14 protein-coding genes are annotated in these 16672 nt (G+C 69.5%); 12 read left to right on the forward strand and 2 right to left on the reverse strand.

What is annotated here, in order from left to right; genetic code table 11:
* Nucleotides 1-148: 148 nt before the first annotated feature.
* From ACFVXA_RS32755 to ACFVXA_RS32785, 7 genes are all read left to right on the forward strand, one after another.
* Nucleotides 149-1366: an Ig-like domain-containing protein gene (locus tag ACFVXA_RS32755; protein ID WP_362031063.1), complete on the forward strand. Its 1218-nt coding sequence runs from the start codon at nucleotides 149-151 to the stop codon at nucleotides 1364-1366.
* 179 nt (nucleotides 1367-1545) lie between these two features.
* On the forward strand, nucleotides 1546-2796 hold the full coding sequence (locus ACFVXA_RS32760) for an Ig-like domain-containing protein (protein WP_383909946.1): 1251 nt from the start codon (nucleotides 1546-1548) through the stop codon (nucleotides 2794-2796).
* A gap of 78 nt (nucleotides 2797-2874) precedes the next feature.
* The gene (locus ACFVXA_RS32765) at nucleotides 2875-3642 is read left to right on the forward strand and encodes an enoyl-CoA hydratase-related protein (RefSeq protein WP_362031059.1); all 768 of its coding nucleotides are present in this window, start codon (nucleotides 2875-2877) and stop codon (nucleotides 3640-3642) included.
* Nucleotides 3643-4016: 374 nt separating this feature from the next.
* Nucleotides 4017-4520, forward strand: a complete 504-nt coding sequence (locus ACFVXA_RS32770; protein WP_362031057.1) for an ATP-binding protein — start codon at nucleotides 4017-4019, stop codon at nucleotides 4518-4520.
* 262 nt (nucleotides 4521-4782) lie between these two features.
* The gene (locus ACFVXA_RS32775) at nucleotides 4783-5571 is read left to right on the forward strand and encodes a polysaccharide deacetylase family protein (protein WP_390028095.1); all 789 of its coding nucleotides are present in this window, start codon (nucleotides 4783-4785) and stop codon (nucleotides 5569-5571) included.
* 5 nt (nucleotides 5572-5576) lie between these two features.
* Complete coding sequence (locus ACFVXA_RS32780; RefSeq protein WP_383745940.1) at nucleotides 5577-6758, forward strand: YncE family protein; 1182 nt, start codon at nucleotides 5577-5579, stop codon at nucleotides 6756-6758.
* A gap of 133 nt (nucleotides 6759-6891) precedes the next feature.
* Nucleotides 6892-7500 carry an ADP-ribosyltransferase gene (locus ACFVXA_RS32785; protein WP_390028074.1) on the forward strand — a complete coding sequence of 203 codons (609 nt, stop codon included), beginning with the start codon at nucleotides 6892-6894 and terminating at the stop codon, nucleotides 7498-7500.
* Nucleotides 7501-7520: 20 nt separating this feature from the next.
* Here ACFVXA_RS32785 and ACFVXA_RS32790 read toward each other — a convergent pair whose 3' ends face one another.
* The gene (locus tag ACFVXA_RS32790) at nucleotides 7521-8165 is read right to left on the reverse strand and encodes a GNAT family N-acetyltransferase (RefSeq protein ID WP_383745936.1); all 645 of its coding nucleotides are present in this window, start codon (nucleotides 8163-8165) and stop codon (nucleotides 7521-7523) included.
* Nucleotides 8166-8276: 111 nt separating this feature from the next.
* Between ACFVXA_RS32790 and ACFVXA_RS32795 the strand changes: the two genes are divergently transcribed.
* The 3 genes from ACFVXA_RS32795 (at nucleotide 8277) to ACFVXA_RS32805 (ending at nucleotide 9635) form a co-directional block, all read left to right on the forward strand.
* On the forward strand, nucleotides 8277-8465 hold the full coding sequence (locus ACFVXA_RS32795) for an acetyltransferase (protein ID WP_362031049.1): 189 nt from the start codon (nucleotides 8277-8279) through the stop codon (nucleotides 8463-8465).
* 48 nt (nucleotides 8466-8513) lie between these two features.
* A complete protein-coding gene (locus tag ACFVXA_RS32800; RefSeq protein WP_328447953.1) occupies nucleotides 8514-8726 on the forward strand; it encodes an EF-hand domain-containing protein in 213 nt (70 codons plus the stop codon).
* Between the two features lie 237 nt (nucleotides 8727-8963).
* Nucleotides 8964-9635 carry an NAD(P)-binding domain-containing protein gene (locus ACFVXA_RS32805; protein WP_362031101.1) on the forward strand — a complete coding sequence of 224 codons (672 nt, stop codon included), beginning with the start codon at nucleotides 8964-8966 and terminating at the stop codon, nucleotides 9633-9635.
* Nucleotides 9636-9677: 42 nt separating this feature from the next.
* Here the strand turns inward: ACFVXA_RS32805 and ACFVXA_RS32810 are convergent, their stop codons facing one another.
* Complete coding sequence (locus ACFVXA_RS32810; protein WP_390028076.1) at nucleotides 9678-10232, reverse strand: MOSC domain-containing protein; 555 nt, start codon at nucleotides 10230-10232, stop codon at nucleotides 9678-9680.
* A gap of 93 nt (nucleotides 10233-10325) precedes the next feature.
* Here ACFVXA_RS32810 and ACFVXA_RS32815 point away from each other — a divergent pair, with 93 nt between their 5' ends.
* Nucleotides 10326-11393, forward strand: a complete 1068-nt coding sequence (locus ACFVXA_RS32815; RefSeq protein WP_362031043.1) for a hypothetical protein — start codon at nucleotides 10326-10328, stop codon at nucleotides 11391-11393.
* A 76-nt stretch (nucleotides 11394-11469) separates the two neighbouring features.
* The gene (locus ACFVXA_RS32820; RefSeq protein ID WP_390028078.1) at nucleotides 11470-16656 is read left to right on the forward strand and encodes an NB-ARC domain-containing protein; all 5187 of its coding nucleotides are present in this window, start codon (nucleotides 11470-11472) and stop codon (nucleotides 16654-16656) included.
* Nucleotides 16657-16672 lie beyond the last annotated feature (16 nt).

The following is a 16672-nucleotide window of genomic DNA, read 5'->3' on the forward strand; positions in this document are numbered from 1 at the left end:
TCAGCCTCCCGCGGCTCGATGGAACGACGCGAAAAGGAGCGTGCGGCGTCCCGGCCGCGGCTCCCCTCGCGTCGTCCTCCCCACTGTTCTGCCCAGAGCGTGGCTCGCACTCACGTTTCCCCAGGGGGGCACAGTCGTTGGGCCCACTGTGAAGCACGTACACACGCGCGCGTGGCGCGCAGGGGCCGCGTTGGCCGCCGCACTGACCTGGGCCGGCCTGCTGGCCGGAGCCTCCGGCTGTACCTCGGACCGGATCGACGAGGTGCTCGGCAAACCGCGGTCGTCCGAGGACGTCATCCGCGTCTCGCCGGACGATGACAGCAAAGGCGTGCCCCCGGACAGGGCGATCGCCGTACGGGTGCCCAGCGGGCGCCTGGAGTCCGTGAAGGTCGTCAAACTCCAGGACGCTCAGGAGTCCCCGGTGCGCGGGCACATCGCCGAGGACGGCCTGACCTGGAAGCCCGACGACCCGCGGCTCGCGCTGGCCGCCCAATACACCGTCGACGTGGTGGCCCTCGACGGGCACGGGCGGCGCTCGGCGCGGCACACGACGTTCACGACGGCCGTGCCCGACGAGAGGTTCATCGGATACGTCACCCCGGAGAACCGCTCCACCGTCGGCACCGGAATGATCGTCTCCCTCTCCTTCAACCGGGAGATCCGGAACCGGGCCGCCGTCGAGCGCGCCATCCGGGTGAGCGCCGAGCCCGCCGTGGAGATCCGCCCGCACTGGTTCGGCAAGGGCCGCGTCGACTTCCGCCCGGAGACCTACTGGAAGCCGGGGACCAAGGTCACGGTCGGACTGCACCTGAGGGACGTCGAAGCGGCACCCGGGGTGTACGGGCTTCAGGACAAGACCTTCTCGTTCACCGTCGGCCGCAGCCAGGTCTCCCTCGTCGACGCCGCCGAACACACCATGGAGGTACGCCGCGACGGCGAGCTCGTCGCCACCGTGCCGATCACGGCGGGCGCCCCCGACCGGACGACGTACAACGGGAAGATGGTCGTCATGGAGATGCTCGAAGTGACGCGGATGAACAGCCGCACGGTCGGCTTCGGCGGCGAGTACAACATCCCGGACGTCCCCCACGCGATGCGGCTCACCGACACCGGCACCTTCCTGCACGGCAACTACTGGGCGCGGGGCGTCTTCGGCAACAGCAACGTCAGCCACGGCTGTGTGGGTCTCAGGGACGTGAAGGGCGGCAGTTCCGACACCCCGGCGGGCTGGTTCTTCGACCGCAGTCTCATCGGGGACGTCATCGAGGTGGTCAACAGTCAGGACAAAGTCGTCGCTCCCGACAACGGGCTCGGAGGGTGGAACATGGGATGGAAGGAGTGGAAAGCGGGGGGCGCGGTGAAGTAGCCCGTTTTGGGGGTACGCGCACGGCGGACTCCAGCAGCGCCCCGCACGGCCGAAGTTGGGACTGAACGGTGACATTCCCGGGGAGCCATCCCTCCAGGTCGTGTGATTAATTAGCGCGATACGCGCGTGGGACGCGCTGGAGTGCGGGCCTGATCAGGCCGTGCGAGGGGAGAACGACTTTGAACGGGCGACCGATATCGGGGGCGTCGGTTGGCGCGCGGACACACACGGGCAAGGGGATCCTGGCGCTGCTGCTGGGTGTCCTGCTGCTCGCCGTGACCGCCTGCGGCGGGGGAGGGAGCTCGGACAGCGGATCCGGCTCGGGCGGCGACGGCAAGGGCAAGGGGTCGAGTACGGCGGACACCAAGGCCTCGCAGGCCGTCGTGACGATCGCCCCCAAGGACGGCGCCGACGACGTGAAGACCAGCGGCGCCCTCAAGGTGACCGCCGCCAAGGGCAAGCTGACCGAGGTTCAGGTCGAGGACGGCAAGGGCAACGCGGTCGACGGCGAGATCAGTGCCGACGGCGCCGGCTGGACGCCCTCGACCCACCTCGCCTCGGCCACCAAGTACAAGGTGCACGCGGTGGCCAAGGACGCCGACGGCCGTGAGGCCGCCGAGGACTCCGCGTTCACCACGCTCACCCCGAAGAACACCTTCGTCGGCATCTACACGCCCGACGACGGTTCCAAGGTCGGCGTCGGCATGCCCTTCTCGATCCACTTCACGCGGGGCATCACGCACCCCGACGACGTGGAGAAGGCCATCAAGATCAAGACCGAGCCGGCCGTCGACGTCGAGGGCCACTGGTTCGGCAACGACCGGCTCGACTTCCGTCCCGAGCAGTACTGGAAGGCCGGTACGAAGGTCAGCGTCACGCTGAACCTCGACGGCGTGGAGGGCCGCCCGGGCGTCTACGGCAAGCAGGCCAAGACCGTGAACTTCACGATCGGCCGCAGCCAGGTCTCCACGGTCGACGCCAAGACCCACAAGATGGTCGTCAAGCGCGACGGCAAGACCATCAAGACCATCCCGATCACCACCGGCAAGCCGGGCTACGACACCTGGAACGGCCAGATGGTCATCAGCGAGCGCCTCAAGGTGACCCGCATGAACGGCGAGACGGTCGGCTACGGCGGCGAGTACGACATCAAGGACGTGCCGCACGCCCAGCGCCTGACCAACTCGGGCACCTTCATCCACGGCAACTACTGGGGTGGCGGCGCCTTCGGCAACTACAACGCCAGCCACGGCTGCATCGGGGTACGCGATGTCCGCGGCGGCTACGACAGCGGTGTGCCGGCGGCCTGGTTCTACGACCACTCGATCATCGGCGACGTGGTGATCGTGAAGAACTCCGACGACAAGACGGTCGCCCCGGACAACGGCCTCAACGGCTGGAACATGTCCTGGTCCGACTGGACGAAGTAGCCGCTCGACGTACGGGCCGGGTGTGCTGTGACCCAGCACACCCGGTCCGTTGTCGTTAACGCCCACTAACCTGCTCCCATGACTGTGCATCTCGAAGTGGCCGAAGGCGTGGGCACCATCCGCCTGGACCGCCCTCCCATGAACGCGCTGGACGTCGCCACCCAGGACCGCCTCAAGGAACTCGCCGAGGAGGCCACCCGCCGGGCAGACGTCCGCGCGGTCGTGCTGTACGGCGGGGAGAAGGTGTTCGCGGCGGGCGCGGACATCAAGGAGATGCAGGCCATGGACCACGCCGCGATGGTGGTGCGGTCCCGGGCGCTGCAGGACTCCTTCACCGCCGTCGCCCGCATCCCCAAGCCGGTCGTCGCCGCCGTCACGGGGTACGCGCTCGGCGGGGGCTGCGAGTTGGCGCTCTGCGCCGACTACCGCATCGCCGCGGACAACGCCAAGCTGGGCCAGCCGGAGATCCTGCTCGGCCTGATCCCCGGCGCCGGCGGCACCCAGCGCCTGTCCCGTCTGATCGGCCCCTCCAAAGCCAAGGACCTCATCTTCACCGGCCGCATGGTCAAGGCCGACGAGGCCCTGACGCTCGGCCTGGTGGACCGGGTCGTCCCGGCCGACGAGGTGTACACCGCCGCGCACGCCTGGGCCGCCAAGCTCGCGCAGGGCCCGGCGATCGCGCTGCGCGCGGCGAAGGAGTCGATCGACGCGGGCCTGGAGACGGACATCGAGACCGGCCTCGCCATTGAACGGAACTGGTTCGCGGGCCTGTTCGCGACCGAGGACCGTGAGCGGGGCATGCGGAGCTTCGTGGAGGAGGGCCCGGGCAAGGCGAAGTTCCTCTGATCGGTCACGGTCCAGGAGTCCCTTGATCGGTCCGCCGGCCGGGAGTCCGTGATCGGCCACCGTCCAGGAGCCCCTCCGCTGCAGCGAAAGTCACTCCTCAAATTCCGCTGATCCACTTGCAGTTGACGCGATGTCTTACCCGGTGTCCCCCGAAGGGGCGGTTTATGCGAGCCTTAAGGCAACCTTAAGCCTGCCCTGTCGGGGGAGGTCGGTGATTGCCCCCAGGTGACCGGTCTCCGCAGGTCAGAAAGGCTGTCAAGCTCCCTGAACTGCCGATGGCATATGCCGATCGGATGGTGCGGAATGATGCCTTCCGGGGGGCGTATTCCTTCGGAACGGCCCCGAAGGCGGTTCCGGGCCGCCATGATGGGGGCATGGCGGGGCTGGAGGGTATCGAACAGCCGCGGCGGCACGGAAGTGCGACCGCGGCGCGCTGGACGCCTGCGGTCGAGGACGAACGGGCGATCAAGGCACTGGAGTTGTTCGGCAATCCGACCGAGTCGGAGGTGCCGTTGCCGTCCCGCCCGGAGTCCGCGGCCACCGCGCGGCGGCTCACACAGGTGGTGGTCCTGCGTCACTGGGGCCTGTCGCCGAAGATGACGGAGGACGCGGTCTTACTCGTCTCGGAACTCGTCGGCAATGCCGTACGCCACACCGGTGCCCGTGTCTTCGGGCTCCGGATGCGCCGCCGCCGGGGCTGGATCCGCATCGAGGTCCGCGACCCCTCCCGTGGCCTTCCCTGTCTGATGCCGGTCCAGGAAATGGATCTGAGCGGACGAGGACTCTTCCTCGTCGACAAACTCTCCGACCGCTGGGGCGTCGATCTGCTGCCCCGGGGCAAGACCACCTGGTTCGAAATGCGCGTCGCCGACCGCTGAGCTTCCCGCCGGTCCGCCCGCTCCGCCCCCTCCGTCCCTGATGAACGATGCCCCACCGGCACGGCCTCGACCCACCCGCCGGCGCGAGGGGACCGCGACCCGCACCACCCCCCAAACGGATCAATGGCCTATTTTGGCGGAAACTCACCCTTAAATAGTGCGAGTGACCACGCCCGCACACCGCCCTCGCCCGTCCGGCGAAGAAGAAGACGCCGCGCGCACCGCGCCGGCCCCCGTTCCCGGGCCGGACCGCCGCACGGCGCTGCGCTCGGGCGTCGCACTCGCCGCCGGCGCGCTCACCGCCGCCGGCTGCTCCACCGCAGGCGCCGCCGCGCCGCACTCCCCGGCACACACCGCATCCCCCGCAACCGGCACCGGCACCGACAGCGCGCCACCCGCCACACTCCCCGTCTCCCCCGCCCCCGCTCCGGCCCCCCGCCGCTTCCCGGCCCAGCCGGCGGAAGTCGCACACGGTCCCCGCACCCGCCCCCAAGTGGCCCTCACCTTCCACGGCCAGGGCGACCCCGCCCTCGCGAAGGCGCTGCTGGGCGAGGCGGAGAAGGGCGGCGCCCGCGTCACCGTGCTCGCCGTCGGCAACTGGCTCGACGAACACCCCGACCTGGCCCGCAGGATCCTCGACGGCGGCCACGACCTCGGCAACCACACCCTGCGCCACCTCGACATCAACGCGATGTCGCAGGCGGACGCGGACGCGGAGATCCGGGGCTGCGCGGAGCGCCTCAAGCGGCTCACCGGCTCGATCGGCACCTGGTTCCGACCGTCCCGCACCCCCCGCGCCTCCCCCCTCGTCGAGCGGCTCGCCCGCGACGCGGGCTACCCGCACACGCTCTCCTACGACGTCGACGCGCTCGACTACACCTCGCCGGGAGCGTCCGCCGTCACCCGCAACGTCATGGGCGGCATCCGCGCCGGATCGATCGTGAGCCTGCACTTCGGCTACGCGGACACGGTCGCCGCACTCCCCGCCGTCCTGGAAGAACTCCACCGCCGCGGCCTGCGCGCGGTCACCACCACGGAGCTGCTGAGCTGATGCAGATGTCCCTCACCCCCCTCAGGCGCGTGCTGATCGCCGGCGTCGCCCTCGCCGCGCTCGCGGGCTGCTCCGACGAGTCCCCCCGGCACGAGAACGAAGCCCTCGGCAGCCAGGCGCCCGTCCAGCCCGTCCCGCTGGACAAGAAGACCGGCCACGGCCTGCCCGGCATGCCCCCCGTGCTCGACCCGGCGGACGTCTACGCCGCCGACCGCCCGAACAAGCTCTCCCCGGTCGTCAAGGACTTCCCCTCCCGCGTCTACGTCCCCAACACCAACTCCAACACCGTCACCGTCATCGACCCGAAGACGTACGACGTCATCGAGACGATCCCGGTCGGCGCCCAGCCCCAGCACGTCGTCCCCTCCTGGGACATGAAGACGCTGTGGGTCAACAACGACCGGGGCAACTCCCTCACCCCCATCGATCCGAAGACCGGCAAGGCGGGCAAGCCGGTCGAGGTGCACGACCCGTACAACCTCTACTTCACGCCCAACGGCAAGTACGCCGTCGTGATGGCCTCCCGCGACCGCGAACTGGTCTTCCGCGACGCGCACACCATGAAGCGCGTCAAGACCGAGAAGGTCAGCTGCTACGGCGTCAACCACGCCGACTTCTCCCTCGACGGCCGCTACTTCATCGTGTCCTGCGAGTTCAGCGGCGAAGTGCTGAAGGTCGACACCGAGAAGATGAAGGTGGTCGCCCAGGAGAAGCTGCCGTTCCACGGCGCCATGCCGCAGGACGTGAAGATCTCGCCGGACGGCAAGAAGTTCTACATCGCGGACATGATGGCCAACGGGATGTGGATCCTGGACGGCGACAAGTTCACCAGGCCGACGCTCCTGCCCACCGGCAAGGGCACGCACGGCCTGTACGTGAGCCGCGACTCGCGCGAGATGTACATCTCCAACCGTGGTGAAGGGACCATCTCCATCTTCGACTTCACCCAGGACAGGCTCACCAAGAAGTGGCGGCTGCCCAACGGCGGCAGCCCCGACATGGGCGGCGTCTCGGCCGACGGCAAGGTCCTGTGGCTCTCCGGCCGCTACAACTCCGAGGTGTACGCCATCGACACCCGCACCGGCACCCAGCTCGCCCGCATCCCGGTCGGCAGCGGCCCGCACGGCCTCGCGGTGTACCCGCAGCCGGGCCGCTACTCGCTCGGCCACACCGGCATCTTCCGCTGACCGGACCCCACACCGGAACAGGCATCCTCCCCTGACAGGACCGCAGTTGACCGCCGGTGGATGAGTGGATGACACGCCGCCGAACGGGTGATGATCCCCGGCCCGTCGCCGCAGAACCGAGATCGTGCTCCTCATGATCACAACTCGTCTGCGGCGGCGGGCCGCTGCCGTCGTCCTGTCCCTCGCGGCCGTCTTCGCGACGTCCGCCGCGACCCCCGCCGCTCCGGTCCCGACGACGGCCGCCAAGGCGGCCGCACCCGTCTGTCCCCAGTTCGCCGACCCGGTCAAGGCGGCCGCCGACCGTCGCGTGGACGTCGACCGCATCACCCCCGCCCCGGTCTGGCGCAAGACCTGCGGCACGCTTTACCGCAGCGACAGCCGTGGCCCGGCGAGCGTCTTCGAGCAGGGCTTCTACCCGAAGGACGTCATCGACGGGCAGTACGACATGGAGGAGTACGTCCTGGTCAACCAGCCCTCGCCGTACGTGTCGACGACGTACGACCACGACCTGTACAAGACCTGGTACAAGTCCGGCTTCAACTACTACATCGACGCGCCCGGCGGCGTAGACGTCAACAAGACCATCGGAGACACCCACCGGTGGGCCGACCAGGTCGAGGTCGCCTTCCCCGGCGGCATCGCGCGCCAGTACATCATCGGCGTCTGCCCGGTCGACAAGAGGACCAAGACCGAGATCATGAGCGACTGCGAGAGCAACCCGTACTACGAGCCCTGGCACTGACCACCGCGCGCACTCAGCCGCTAGTGGGTGATGAGCAGCGCCTCCGACCCCACCGGACGGTAACCGGCCGCCTGGAACGCCCGCAGACTGCGGGCGTTCCCCGGTGAGATCTGGGCCCACACCGGCTCGCCCCCGCTCAGCTGCCGCGCCGCCGCGGCGAGCGCACGCCCAAGACCCCGGTGCCGTACGTCCTCCGCCACCTCGACCGCGGCCTCGAGCCGCCCCGCGACCCCGCGCCCCAGGACGAGTACGCCGTCCTCGGTGGCCCACACCCGGACGTCGTCGCGGCGCCTGCGGGAACTGACCACCCGCGGATGGTCGGGGTCGTGAATCTCCGTCAGCTCCAGCGGCGGCCGGCCCGGCAGGGGGGAGCCGACCGTGAGTACGTCGATCGTGTCGCCCGGGCGCCCGGTGCGGTCCATGAGCGCCGTGAGGAACCGCGCGTTCATGGGCGCGGCGAGCGCGTCGCAGTCGACGGCGTCCAGCGCCTCGCGCACCCAGCGGGGATCCTCGTCGGTGAAGACGACGGAGTGCGCGGTGAAGGCGATGACCCCCGCGTCCCGGTGGGAATGCTGACGCACGACGGTCGTCCCGCCGTCCGCGGGCGGGAAGACGTCGCGCGCCGCCGCGTCCAGAATGTCCCGCAGAGTGACCGTGGCTGTCACGTACGCGCTCCCGCCCCTTGAGTCTCCACCCACTGGAGGGCCCAGACTCCCAAACATGAGGGCGAGGCGCCGGCGCGGGGCGTCGCCGCGGAATCCCCGGCGGCCGAGGAGGTGCCGCGCCCGCTGCTCGGCGACGCCGACCGGGCCGCCGTACTGGAACGCCTGGAGTCGGCGGCCCATGTCGAAATGGCCCGCTTCCGCGAGCTGAACGCGCTGGTCCGCGGGATGGAGCCGGTGTCCGCGCACCGCGAGGAGTTCGCCTGGGTGGTCGCCGCACTGCGCGCTCGGGCGGCCCGTTAATCTGACCTCCGTACACATGGCAGTAATGCACTACGAAGGGGCGGATCGGTGGCGGACATCGAGGAAGCACGCAAGCAGTTCGAGCGGATCGATACGGACGGTGACGGTTTCATCACCGCTGCCGAGTTCAAGACCGCCCTCGCCCAGGGCGGCGACTGGAACGTCACCGAGTCGGTCGCGGAGGCCGTCATCGCCAGCCGCGACCTCAACGGCGACAAGGTCCTCTCGTTCGACGAGTTCTGGACCCACCTGAACAAGTGACCCACGCCAGGGGGCGCCCGCCGGTGATCCGGCGGGCGCCCCTTCGTCATCGGGCCCTCCGGTTCACCGCGCACGCGACTGTGGGCCGCCGACGACAACCCCGTACTCGCCGAACCCTTCGCCGGGTTCACCCGGTCCGCGCCACTGACAGCGGTCACCCGGATGGCGCGCACGCCGGAATAGCGTTTCCGTCCCCGGAGTTGAGGATCCGCGTCAGGATCATCGACCTGGAAGGGCCTGTCACTCATGAAGATCGGCATCATCGGCGCGGGCAACATCGGCGGTAACCTCACCCGGCGGCTCACCGCCCTCGGCCACGACGTCTCCGTCGCCAACTCCCGTGGTCCCCACACGCTCACCGCACTCGCCGAGGAGACCGGGGCGACCCCCGTCAAGGTCGAGGAGGCGGCGCGCGGCGCGGAGGTCGTCGTGGTCACGGTCCCCATGAAGGCGGTACCGGACCTGCCGCCGGGGCTGCTCGACGAGGCGGCGGACGGCGTCGCCGTCATCGACACCGGCAACTACTACCCCCAGCAGCGCGACGGCAAGATCGCCGCGATCGAGGACGAAGGCCTCACCGAGAGCCGCTGGACGGCCCAGCAGATCGGCCACACCGTCATCAAGGCCTTCAACGGCACGTACGCCCAGGACATCCTCGACCGCCCACGCCCGGCCGGCGCTCCCGACCGCATGGCCCTGCCCGTCGCCGGTGACGACGAGGCCGCCAAGCGCGTCGTCCGCGCCCTCATCGACGACCTCGGCTTCGACACCGTCGACGCCGGCGGCCTGGACGACTCCTGGCGCCAGCAGCCCGGCACCCCGGTCTACGGCCTCCAGGAAGGCCTCGGCGCGGTGACGAAGGCCCTCGCGGAGGCGCCTCGGGAGCGCCCGGCGGACCACCGCGCGTAACGCCCGACGCCCGGGCCGCGCCGGACGGTTCGGCCCGAGGCGTCACACGATCCGCAAGGGCCGGTGCGGCCCGTCCGGCAACTCGACCTTGATCGGGTCCCCGGGCCGCACCACACCGCCTTCCCGTACGACACTCATGACGCCGGACTTGTGGACGACGCGGCCCTCGCCGCCCTCGCCGCCGTCCCGCCCGACGACCTGCTTGAGCAGCCCCTTCTGGAAGGCGTCGATCTGCGCACACGGATTGCGCAGCCCGGTGATCTCGACGACGGCCTCCGCCCCGAGGTGCAACAGCGCGCCGACCGGCAGCCCCAGCAGATCGAGGCCCCGGGTGGTGACGTTCTCCCCGAGCTCCCCCGGAGCGACGGTGAACCCGGCCGCGCGCAGCTCGTCGAACAGCTCCTCGTGGATGAGGTGCACCTGGCGCAGATTCGCCTGTGTCGGATCCTTCTCCATCCGGAACCGGTGCTTGACCGTCTTCCCGGCATGCACGTCGCCCTCCACCCCGAGCCCGGCGAGCAGCGTGACGCTCTCCCGGTTCGGCTTGGTGAAGGAGTACGTGCCATTGCTGCTGACCGCGACGACTGTTCCACTCATGCCAAGAATCTACGCGCTCCCGGTCGACAAGGCGGCCCGATCTCCGTGGCGGAAACCGGGGCGGAACACGCCCGCGCATGCCAAAGTTGCCGTGTGGGACAAAAGTTGGGCACCACCTATCCAGCGCCGGACATCGCGGTTTTCACCGCCCTCCCCGTCGAGCGACAGTCGCTGCTGGACGCGCTCGGCGCTGCTGTTCCGTACCGCTGGCAGGGACAGGACCTGCACATCGCGGACATCGACGGCACCCGCGTCCTGGTCCTTCCGCCGTCAGGTATGGGAAACGTCGGCGTCGCCGCGCTCGCCGCGCGGGTCATCGGTGTGTGGAACCCAGCTCAGCTCCTGCTGGTGGGCATCGCCGGAGGTGTCCGTGGCGCCGGTGACGACCTGCGGCTGGGGGACGTGCTGGTCCCGGATCAGGTCGTGGGGTACGAACTCTCGAAGCTGACCGCCGACGGTGCGAAACCGAGGTACGAGACCTACCGCCCCGACTACGGGCTCCTGTCGATGGCCGGATCGGTACAGACGCAGGAATGGCTCCTTTCCGGGACCGCCCCGGCGGCCGCCGGCCCGCTGCCGACGAGGGGGCCGAAGGCACACTTCGGTCCGGTCTTCAGCGGCGAGAAGGTCCTGGCGGACGACCGGGCTGTCAACGGTCTGCGGACGGCATGGCCCAAGGCCCTGGGGGTCGAGATGGAGAGCCTCGGCATCGCCCTCGCCGCCTACCGCGGGGGCCCGGGGTTCCTGATGGTGAAGGCGGTCTGCGACTTCGCCGACAGCGACAAGAACGACGAGTGGCACGAGTACGCCGCTGCTGCCGCCGCCCACTTCTCGGTCGCCGTGTTGCGCCGCTACGCGGGGCGTCACGTCGCGACAGCGGGTGCGGAACGCCCACAAGCCGTTCCCGTGGACGTGCCGAGCACATTTCCCGGTGCGGTGAAGGTGCAGTTCTGCCGTCGGGCCGCCGACGACTGGGAGGATCTCGCCGACTACTTCGAGACACCGCCCCACGCGAAGCGCCGGTTCCGCACCGGAAACGAGCCGCGCGAGGTCTGGGAGTGGCTGGAGACACGGCACAAACTGCACCTCCTGCCGCAGGCCCTCCAGGAGATCGGCCGCGACGACCTCGCAGACCTCCTGCGTTCGGGAGATCACACGTGAGCCGCACGGCCCGACGCCCCGTCCCCGTCCCCGTCCCCGTCCCCGTTCCCGTCCTCGTCCTCGACAGGTGAGCCAGGTGCCGGAGAACGTCGGCCACCCCGGGTGGGGCAAACAGGAGTTCCGCCGGCGGTTGAGGGACGACTGGCGGGACCTCGCCGACATGGTGGGAATCCCTTCGTACACCCAGGACGGCTTCCCCCGAGGTGAGGAGGCGAGGGGGATCTGGGCCTGGCTGGAGGACAGAGGCCGGCTCGACACGCTGCCGGAGGCAGTGACCCGGATCGGGCGGGACGACCTGGCCCACCTCTTCAACGGCAAGGCCCACGTGGCCACGAACGCTCCCCCGCACAGCGTGCACGCGAACGTTCCCGGGCTGCCTTCTCACTACGTCGAACGCACTGATGTGATCGCCTCGCTGGAGGGATCGCTACTCGCCTCCACGCCGGTCTCCGGTGCGCATATCGTCACCCTCACCGGCATGGCGGGGGTGGGCAAGTCGGTGACCGCGCGTGCCGTCGCCAGGACACCGCGCGTGGTGGACCACTTCATCGACGGGGTGGTGTGGCTCGATCTGGGGAAGAAGCCCGACATCCAGACCCGCCAGAACGAGCTCATCGAGGCGCTCGGCGGCACAGTCGGCGTCTCGGCGGACCAGCAGCAGGCCAACGCCCGGATCAACTACTTGTTGCGCGGCAGATCCGTGCTCCTCGTGCTCGACGACGTATGGGCACCGGAGGACCTCCGGGCGTTCGAGATCCACCACTCCACCGTCACCGTCCTGGTGACCACCCGCGACCGTGAACTGCTGCAGACAGATGTCGAAGAGCAGACCCTGGACGTCCTGGACGAGCCGTCCGCGCAGCACCTGTTCGCGCGGCACCTGGGCGTCACGGTGCAGGAGCTGACGCCCGACGAACTCAGTATCGTGCGGGAGTGCGCGGGGCTCCCGCTGGCCCTGGCCGTGGCCGGCGGATTTGTCGGGGGACGCAACCGGTGGCGGGCCGAGAGCCTCCTGGAGCGGCTGCGCGGCGGCCAATTGGAATTCGGCATCCGGTTGCGTGACTATCCGTATCCGAGCCTGCTCAAAGCACTGGACGCCAGCACCAAGGAACTCAGCCCGGACGAGCTCGACTGCTATCTGAGCCTTGCGGTGTTCAAGCATGCCGGCACCGTGCCCTGCGCGGCGCTGGCACAGTTCTGGAGCACGAGGAACCTCAGTCAGTACGAGATACAGGACACGCTCGTGCTCCTGGACCGTAGATCGCTGCTGTCGCTGGACGCGGACGGCGAACGGGTGACCGTTCACGCGCTGCTGCACGACTACATCGCTTTGAGTATCGAGCAGGCGGACCTACGCGACAGGCACCGCGCCCTGGCAGACAGCTACCTCGCCCTCTGGGGAGGGCTCGACAGCAACCTCGCGGCGTTACGGCCCTCACCGGCTCTGGACCAGGGGCAGCGCTACGGCATCGCCCACCTCGTATTCCACTTGGCGGAGGGAGGCCGCACCGACGAGTTGCACCGTCTGCTCGCGCTGGGTGTCGCGCGAGGAGCGGCAGCCGACGGCGGCGCCAACGTCTGGTTCACGGTGCGCAGCACGATGCACCAGGACAAGGGCTACCTCAAGGACATCCAGGTCGCCTGGGATGCCGCGGCGGAGTCTCGCGCGACGCGTCCGGAGGCGTCACACGGCGAGTCGGCGGCTCTCTGTCTGCAGTACGCGCTCATCACCGCTTCCCTGAGCAGCATCGCCGCCCAGTACTCGCCGTGGCTGCTGTGCCGGCTCGCGAGCACCGGCGCCTGGCCCGTCGACCGGTGTATGCACCACGCCTTGAGAATCCCCGAGTCGACGAGCAGAGCGGAGGCTCTCACCCTCCTTCTCCCTCATCTCGCCGAGCCGGACGTTCTCAGCGTGATCACAGAGGTTCTCGCCGCGCTGCCACACATCAACAAGGATCGTTGGGCCACGATTTTGGGTACGCTCGCCGACCGGCTGACTCCGGAACACGTCCGGACGGTGCTGGACGCGGTGGAGAAGACCAGGCCGTCTCCCAACATCTTCGCCGGTGTGATGCAGTCACTTCTGCCGGCACTCACCGAGCCTTTGGCGCGGCAGGCCCTCCAATCCGGCGCTTCCGTCGCGTTCGGACCGTACAGAGCCCTCGGGCGGGCAACCCTTGCGCAACTCCTGCCGCCTCACGAACGTGGAGCCGTCCTGCTCGATGCCCTGCTCGACACCGCGTACGGGGGACTTCAGGCAGCGCAGCTCCGAAGCGAGGTCAGGGCACGGATTGTCGCAGCGTTTCCGGAGAACATGGACGATGAGGAGATTCTCTACGCCTTGCGCCGTCGGTCCCCCGAGGCGCGGCCTGTCCTGCGGATCGCCATGGCGTGTGCCGTGCTGCCCCTGCTCGACGAGGCCAAGCACCGGGTCGTACGGGACGACATGCTCTCCCTGATCGCCGACCTGCCCATGCAGTTCGACCGCTCCATGAGCCTGTCGGCCCTCGCCGGTGCGACGGAGGGCGTCGAGCGGGGCAATCTGGTCGCGAGCGCCCGCCAGATCGCCCTTGGACTGGCGAAGCCGGAGTTCAAGGCCTACGCACTGGCCGTCGCGGCGATCGCCGGCGGGGACTCCGCGGCTTTCCGCGAGGCTCTGGAAGCATCGATCGCGTCCGCGCGGCGGCCGGGGGACATGCAGCCGCGCGCGTTCCACCTCCTGTGCCCGTACCTCCCGGACGAACTGGTCGACCGAGCGGTCGAGGCGGCGTGGCTGGTGCGGAACAAGGTGGGAATGGCTGTCGGGAGCCTCGTCCCCCGACTCGGGGAGGAGCAGCTTCGTCGGTTCCTCGGCCACGCCCGCAGAGGCCCCTCGGCCACTCTGGCGATTCCTCACCTCTTGCCTCTGGTCTATCCGTTCCTCCCCGCGGCCCTGATCCCCGAGGCGTTGGCGGCCATCGAGCTCAGCGAGTCGACTGCGGGCTGGAGCAAGATGCTGCAGAAGATCGCCCCGCACCTGGACGAGGTGACGGCGCCGCGGTTGCTGCCACCGGCGCGCGCGGTGGAGGACCGCTCCCATCGCTACGCCCTCGTCGCCGCTCTGGCCGCCAGAATGTCTCCCGCCGATCGTCGCCGGCTGATGGAGGAGACAGTCGCCGAGATCCTGGCCGCCGGCACGGAGAAGGAGCTGAAGGGGTGGATCGACGCCGTCAGCGAACACTTGGACAGGGAACAGCTTCTGGCGGTCACCGCCCTGAGCGAAACACTCGCCGATGTACACCTGGCCCTGTCATCGCTCACGACGCTCATGCCGTTCAGGACCGCCGGCAGCCGGGCGTCCCTTCTCGCATCGGCCATGAGGCTGGTGCCCCGCATCGGGAACCCCGCCCTGCGCGCCCGATGCCTGGTGGACCTCTCCGTGACGCTGCCCCCCAGCCGGCGTGACCCTCTGCTGTCCGCCGCCTTGACCTCTGTCGAGCAGGTCCGGTCGTCCGATGAGCGTCTCGCGCTCGTTTTCGCCATTGTGTGCGCGGCTTCACCCACTCTCAGGCCGGTGGCGCTGTCCGCCGCGCTGAGCGCGCTCGCCTCGGTGGGGGAGCCGCAACTGCGCGCCGAGGTGGCGGCCGCACTGCTCGCGTTCCTCCGGAGCGCGCCGGGCCAGGAACCGACGGAGACGATCGCCGCACTCGAGGCACACGCGGCAGCGAAGGCAACCGTGCCCCCGGACGTGGACCGCTCCTCTGCGGCGCTGCTCAACATCACCGGCACGCCGAAGCGGAAACTGGCGTTCGCCATGGCGGCGATCGATGAGGAGCGCAGGGCCGGGGCGTTGGCCGTCGTCGCGGCCTGTCTGCCCCCGGCGCTTGTTCCGGAAGCAGCGACGGGAGCTCGTCATCTGCAGGACAGAACGCTGCGGGCGCGGCCGCTGCACGCGATAGCCAACACCGTGAAGGGGCAGCAGAGAAACGCGCTCCTGGCCGAGGCGTACGAGAACCGTCTGTCGCAGCGAGACCGCAGCGCGTACATCCGCGTCGCGGCGACGTTCCTCCCGCTCGCGCCCTCCGATGTGCTGCTGCCGACCGGCTATTGCCTGCTGCGGGCGGCCGAGGCGACCGAGGACGCCCTGGGAAGGGGGCGGGCCGTCACCGCCCTCGCGAAGGTGGTTCCGTCGCCCTTGACCGGATTCGTCCTGCAGACGGCCCGTCGGATCGCCGTCACCTCCATCCATGTGCAAGCGGTCGTCGCGGTCTGCCCCCGACTGCCGTCCCGTGTGGCGCGTCGCGCCGCCATCGAGACGGTGACAGCTGCCGCGGAGCGAGAAGACCCCGTGGCAGCGGCCCAGGCACTGGCGAAGTTGTCCCCCATGCTGGAGGAGGCCGAACGCACCCGCATCGGCCGGACGATTCTCGACGGGGCCCTCGGACTCGGCAGCGACACTCTCAAGGTGATGTCGTGCGCGCAACTGGCCGAAGTGCAGTCGCCGACGCTGGCGGAATCCCTGCTCAAGGAGGCCAGAAAGTTCGACCATGCCGGCAGAGCCGTTGTCCTGGCACGGCTCCAAGGCTGTTGCAGCCCCGCGGAGAAGACGTTCGCCCTGTCTCACGTCCGTGACATCGCCGGCCCGAGGGAACGGGCGTTCGCGGTCAAAGGCTTGATTCCTCACGCCGAGGACACTGATCAGCTCCTCGAAATCATCAACGGGCTCGGCGAACAGACGCATCTGCAGTCTCTGTTGTTGGCCGCTCTGGCGCCGGGGCGTACCCGAGAAGAGCAGGCCAGGATCATGGATGCGGCGCTGCGCATCGTTCGGCTCGGGCCACGAGTGTCCGCTGTCATGGCGGTGGCGCCGTTTCTGTACGACGAGGCCGAACTGCTGGAGCTTCAGGCGGATTTCCTTTCCACCTGCAGGAAGACGAAGAAGCGCGGGGAGCGTGCCCTGGCCTTGGCGGCGCTGGCCGCCCATTGCCGACCCGAGGGCCGGGCCGAGTTGCTGGCGGAGGTGCTGGTCGAGTGTCTGACGCTCGACCACGCGCGCAATCGGGCCGACAACGTCGTGCGGGCCAGTCGGACGTTGGCCGACCTGTCGGTCGAGGACAGAAGCGAGCTGCTGGACAGCACGCTGCGGAGGGCGACCGACAAGGGCCGCTCGACGATCGTGTCGTGCCTGCCGCTGCTGGTCCCCTTGATGCTGTCCGAAGGAGGGGAGGCCACCCTGCCGCGCAGTGCCGAGGCAGTGGTCGACGTGTTCCGGTGGTGGGCGTAGCGCCCGCGTTCCGCGG

The organism is Streptomyces sp. NPDC058246 (assembly GCF_042881985.1).
Classification (GTDB): Bacteria; Actinomycetota; Actinomycetes; order Streptomycetales; family Streptomycetaceae; genus Streptomyces.

What these genes read in the sequence shown, in the direction of transcription:
- ACFVXA_RS32765 (WP_362031059.1), top strand. Translation starts at nt 2,875, where the DNA reads ATGACTGTGCATCTCGAAGTGGCCGAAGGCGTGGGCACCATCCGCCTG.
- ACFVXA_RS32770 (WP_362031057.1), top strand. Translation starts at nt 4,017, where the DNA reads ATGGCGGGGCTGGAGGGTATCGAACAGCCGCGGCGGCACGGAAGTGCG.
- ACFVXA_RS32780 (WP_383745940.1), top strand. Translation starts at nt 5,577, where the DNA reads ATGTCCCTCACCCCCCTCAGGCGCGTGCTGATCGCCGGCGTCGCCCTC.
- ACFVXA_RS32785 (WP_390028074.1), top strand. Translation starts at nt 6,892, where the DNA reads ATGATCACAACTCGTCTGCGGCGGCGGGCCGCTGCCGTCGTCCTGTCC.
- ACFVXA_RS32810 (WP_390028076.1), bottom strand. Translation starts at nt 10,232, where the DNA reads ATGAGTGGAACAGTCGTCGCGGTCAGCAGCAATGGCACGTACTCCTTC.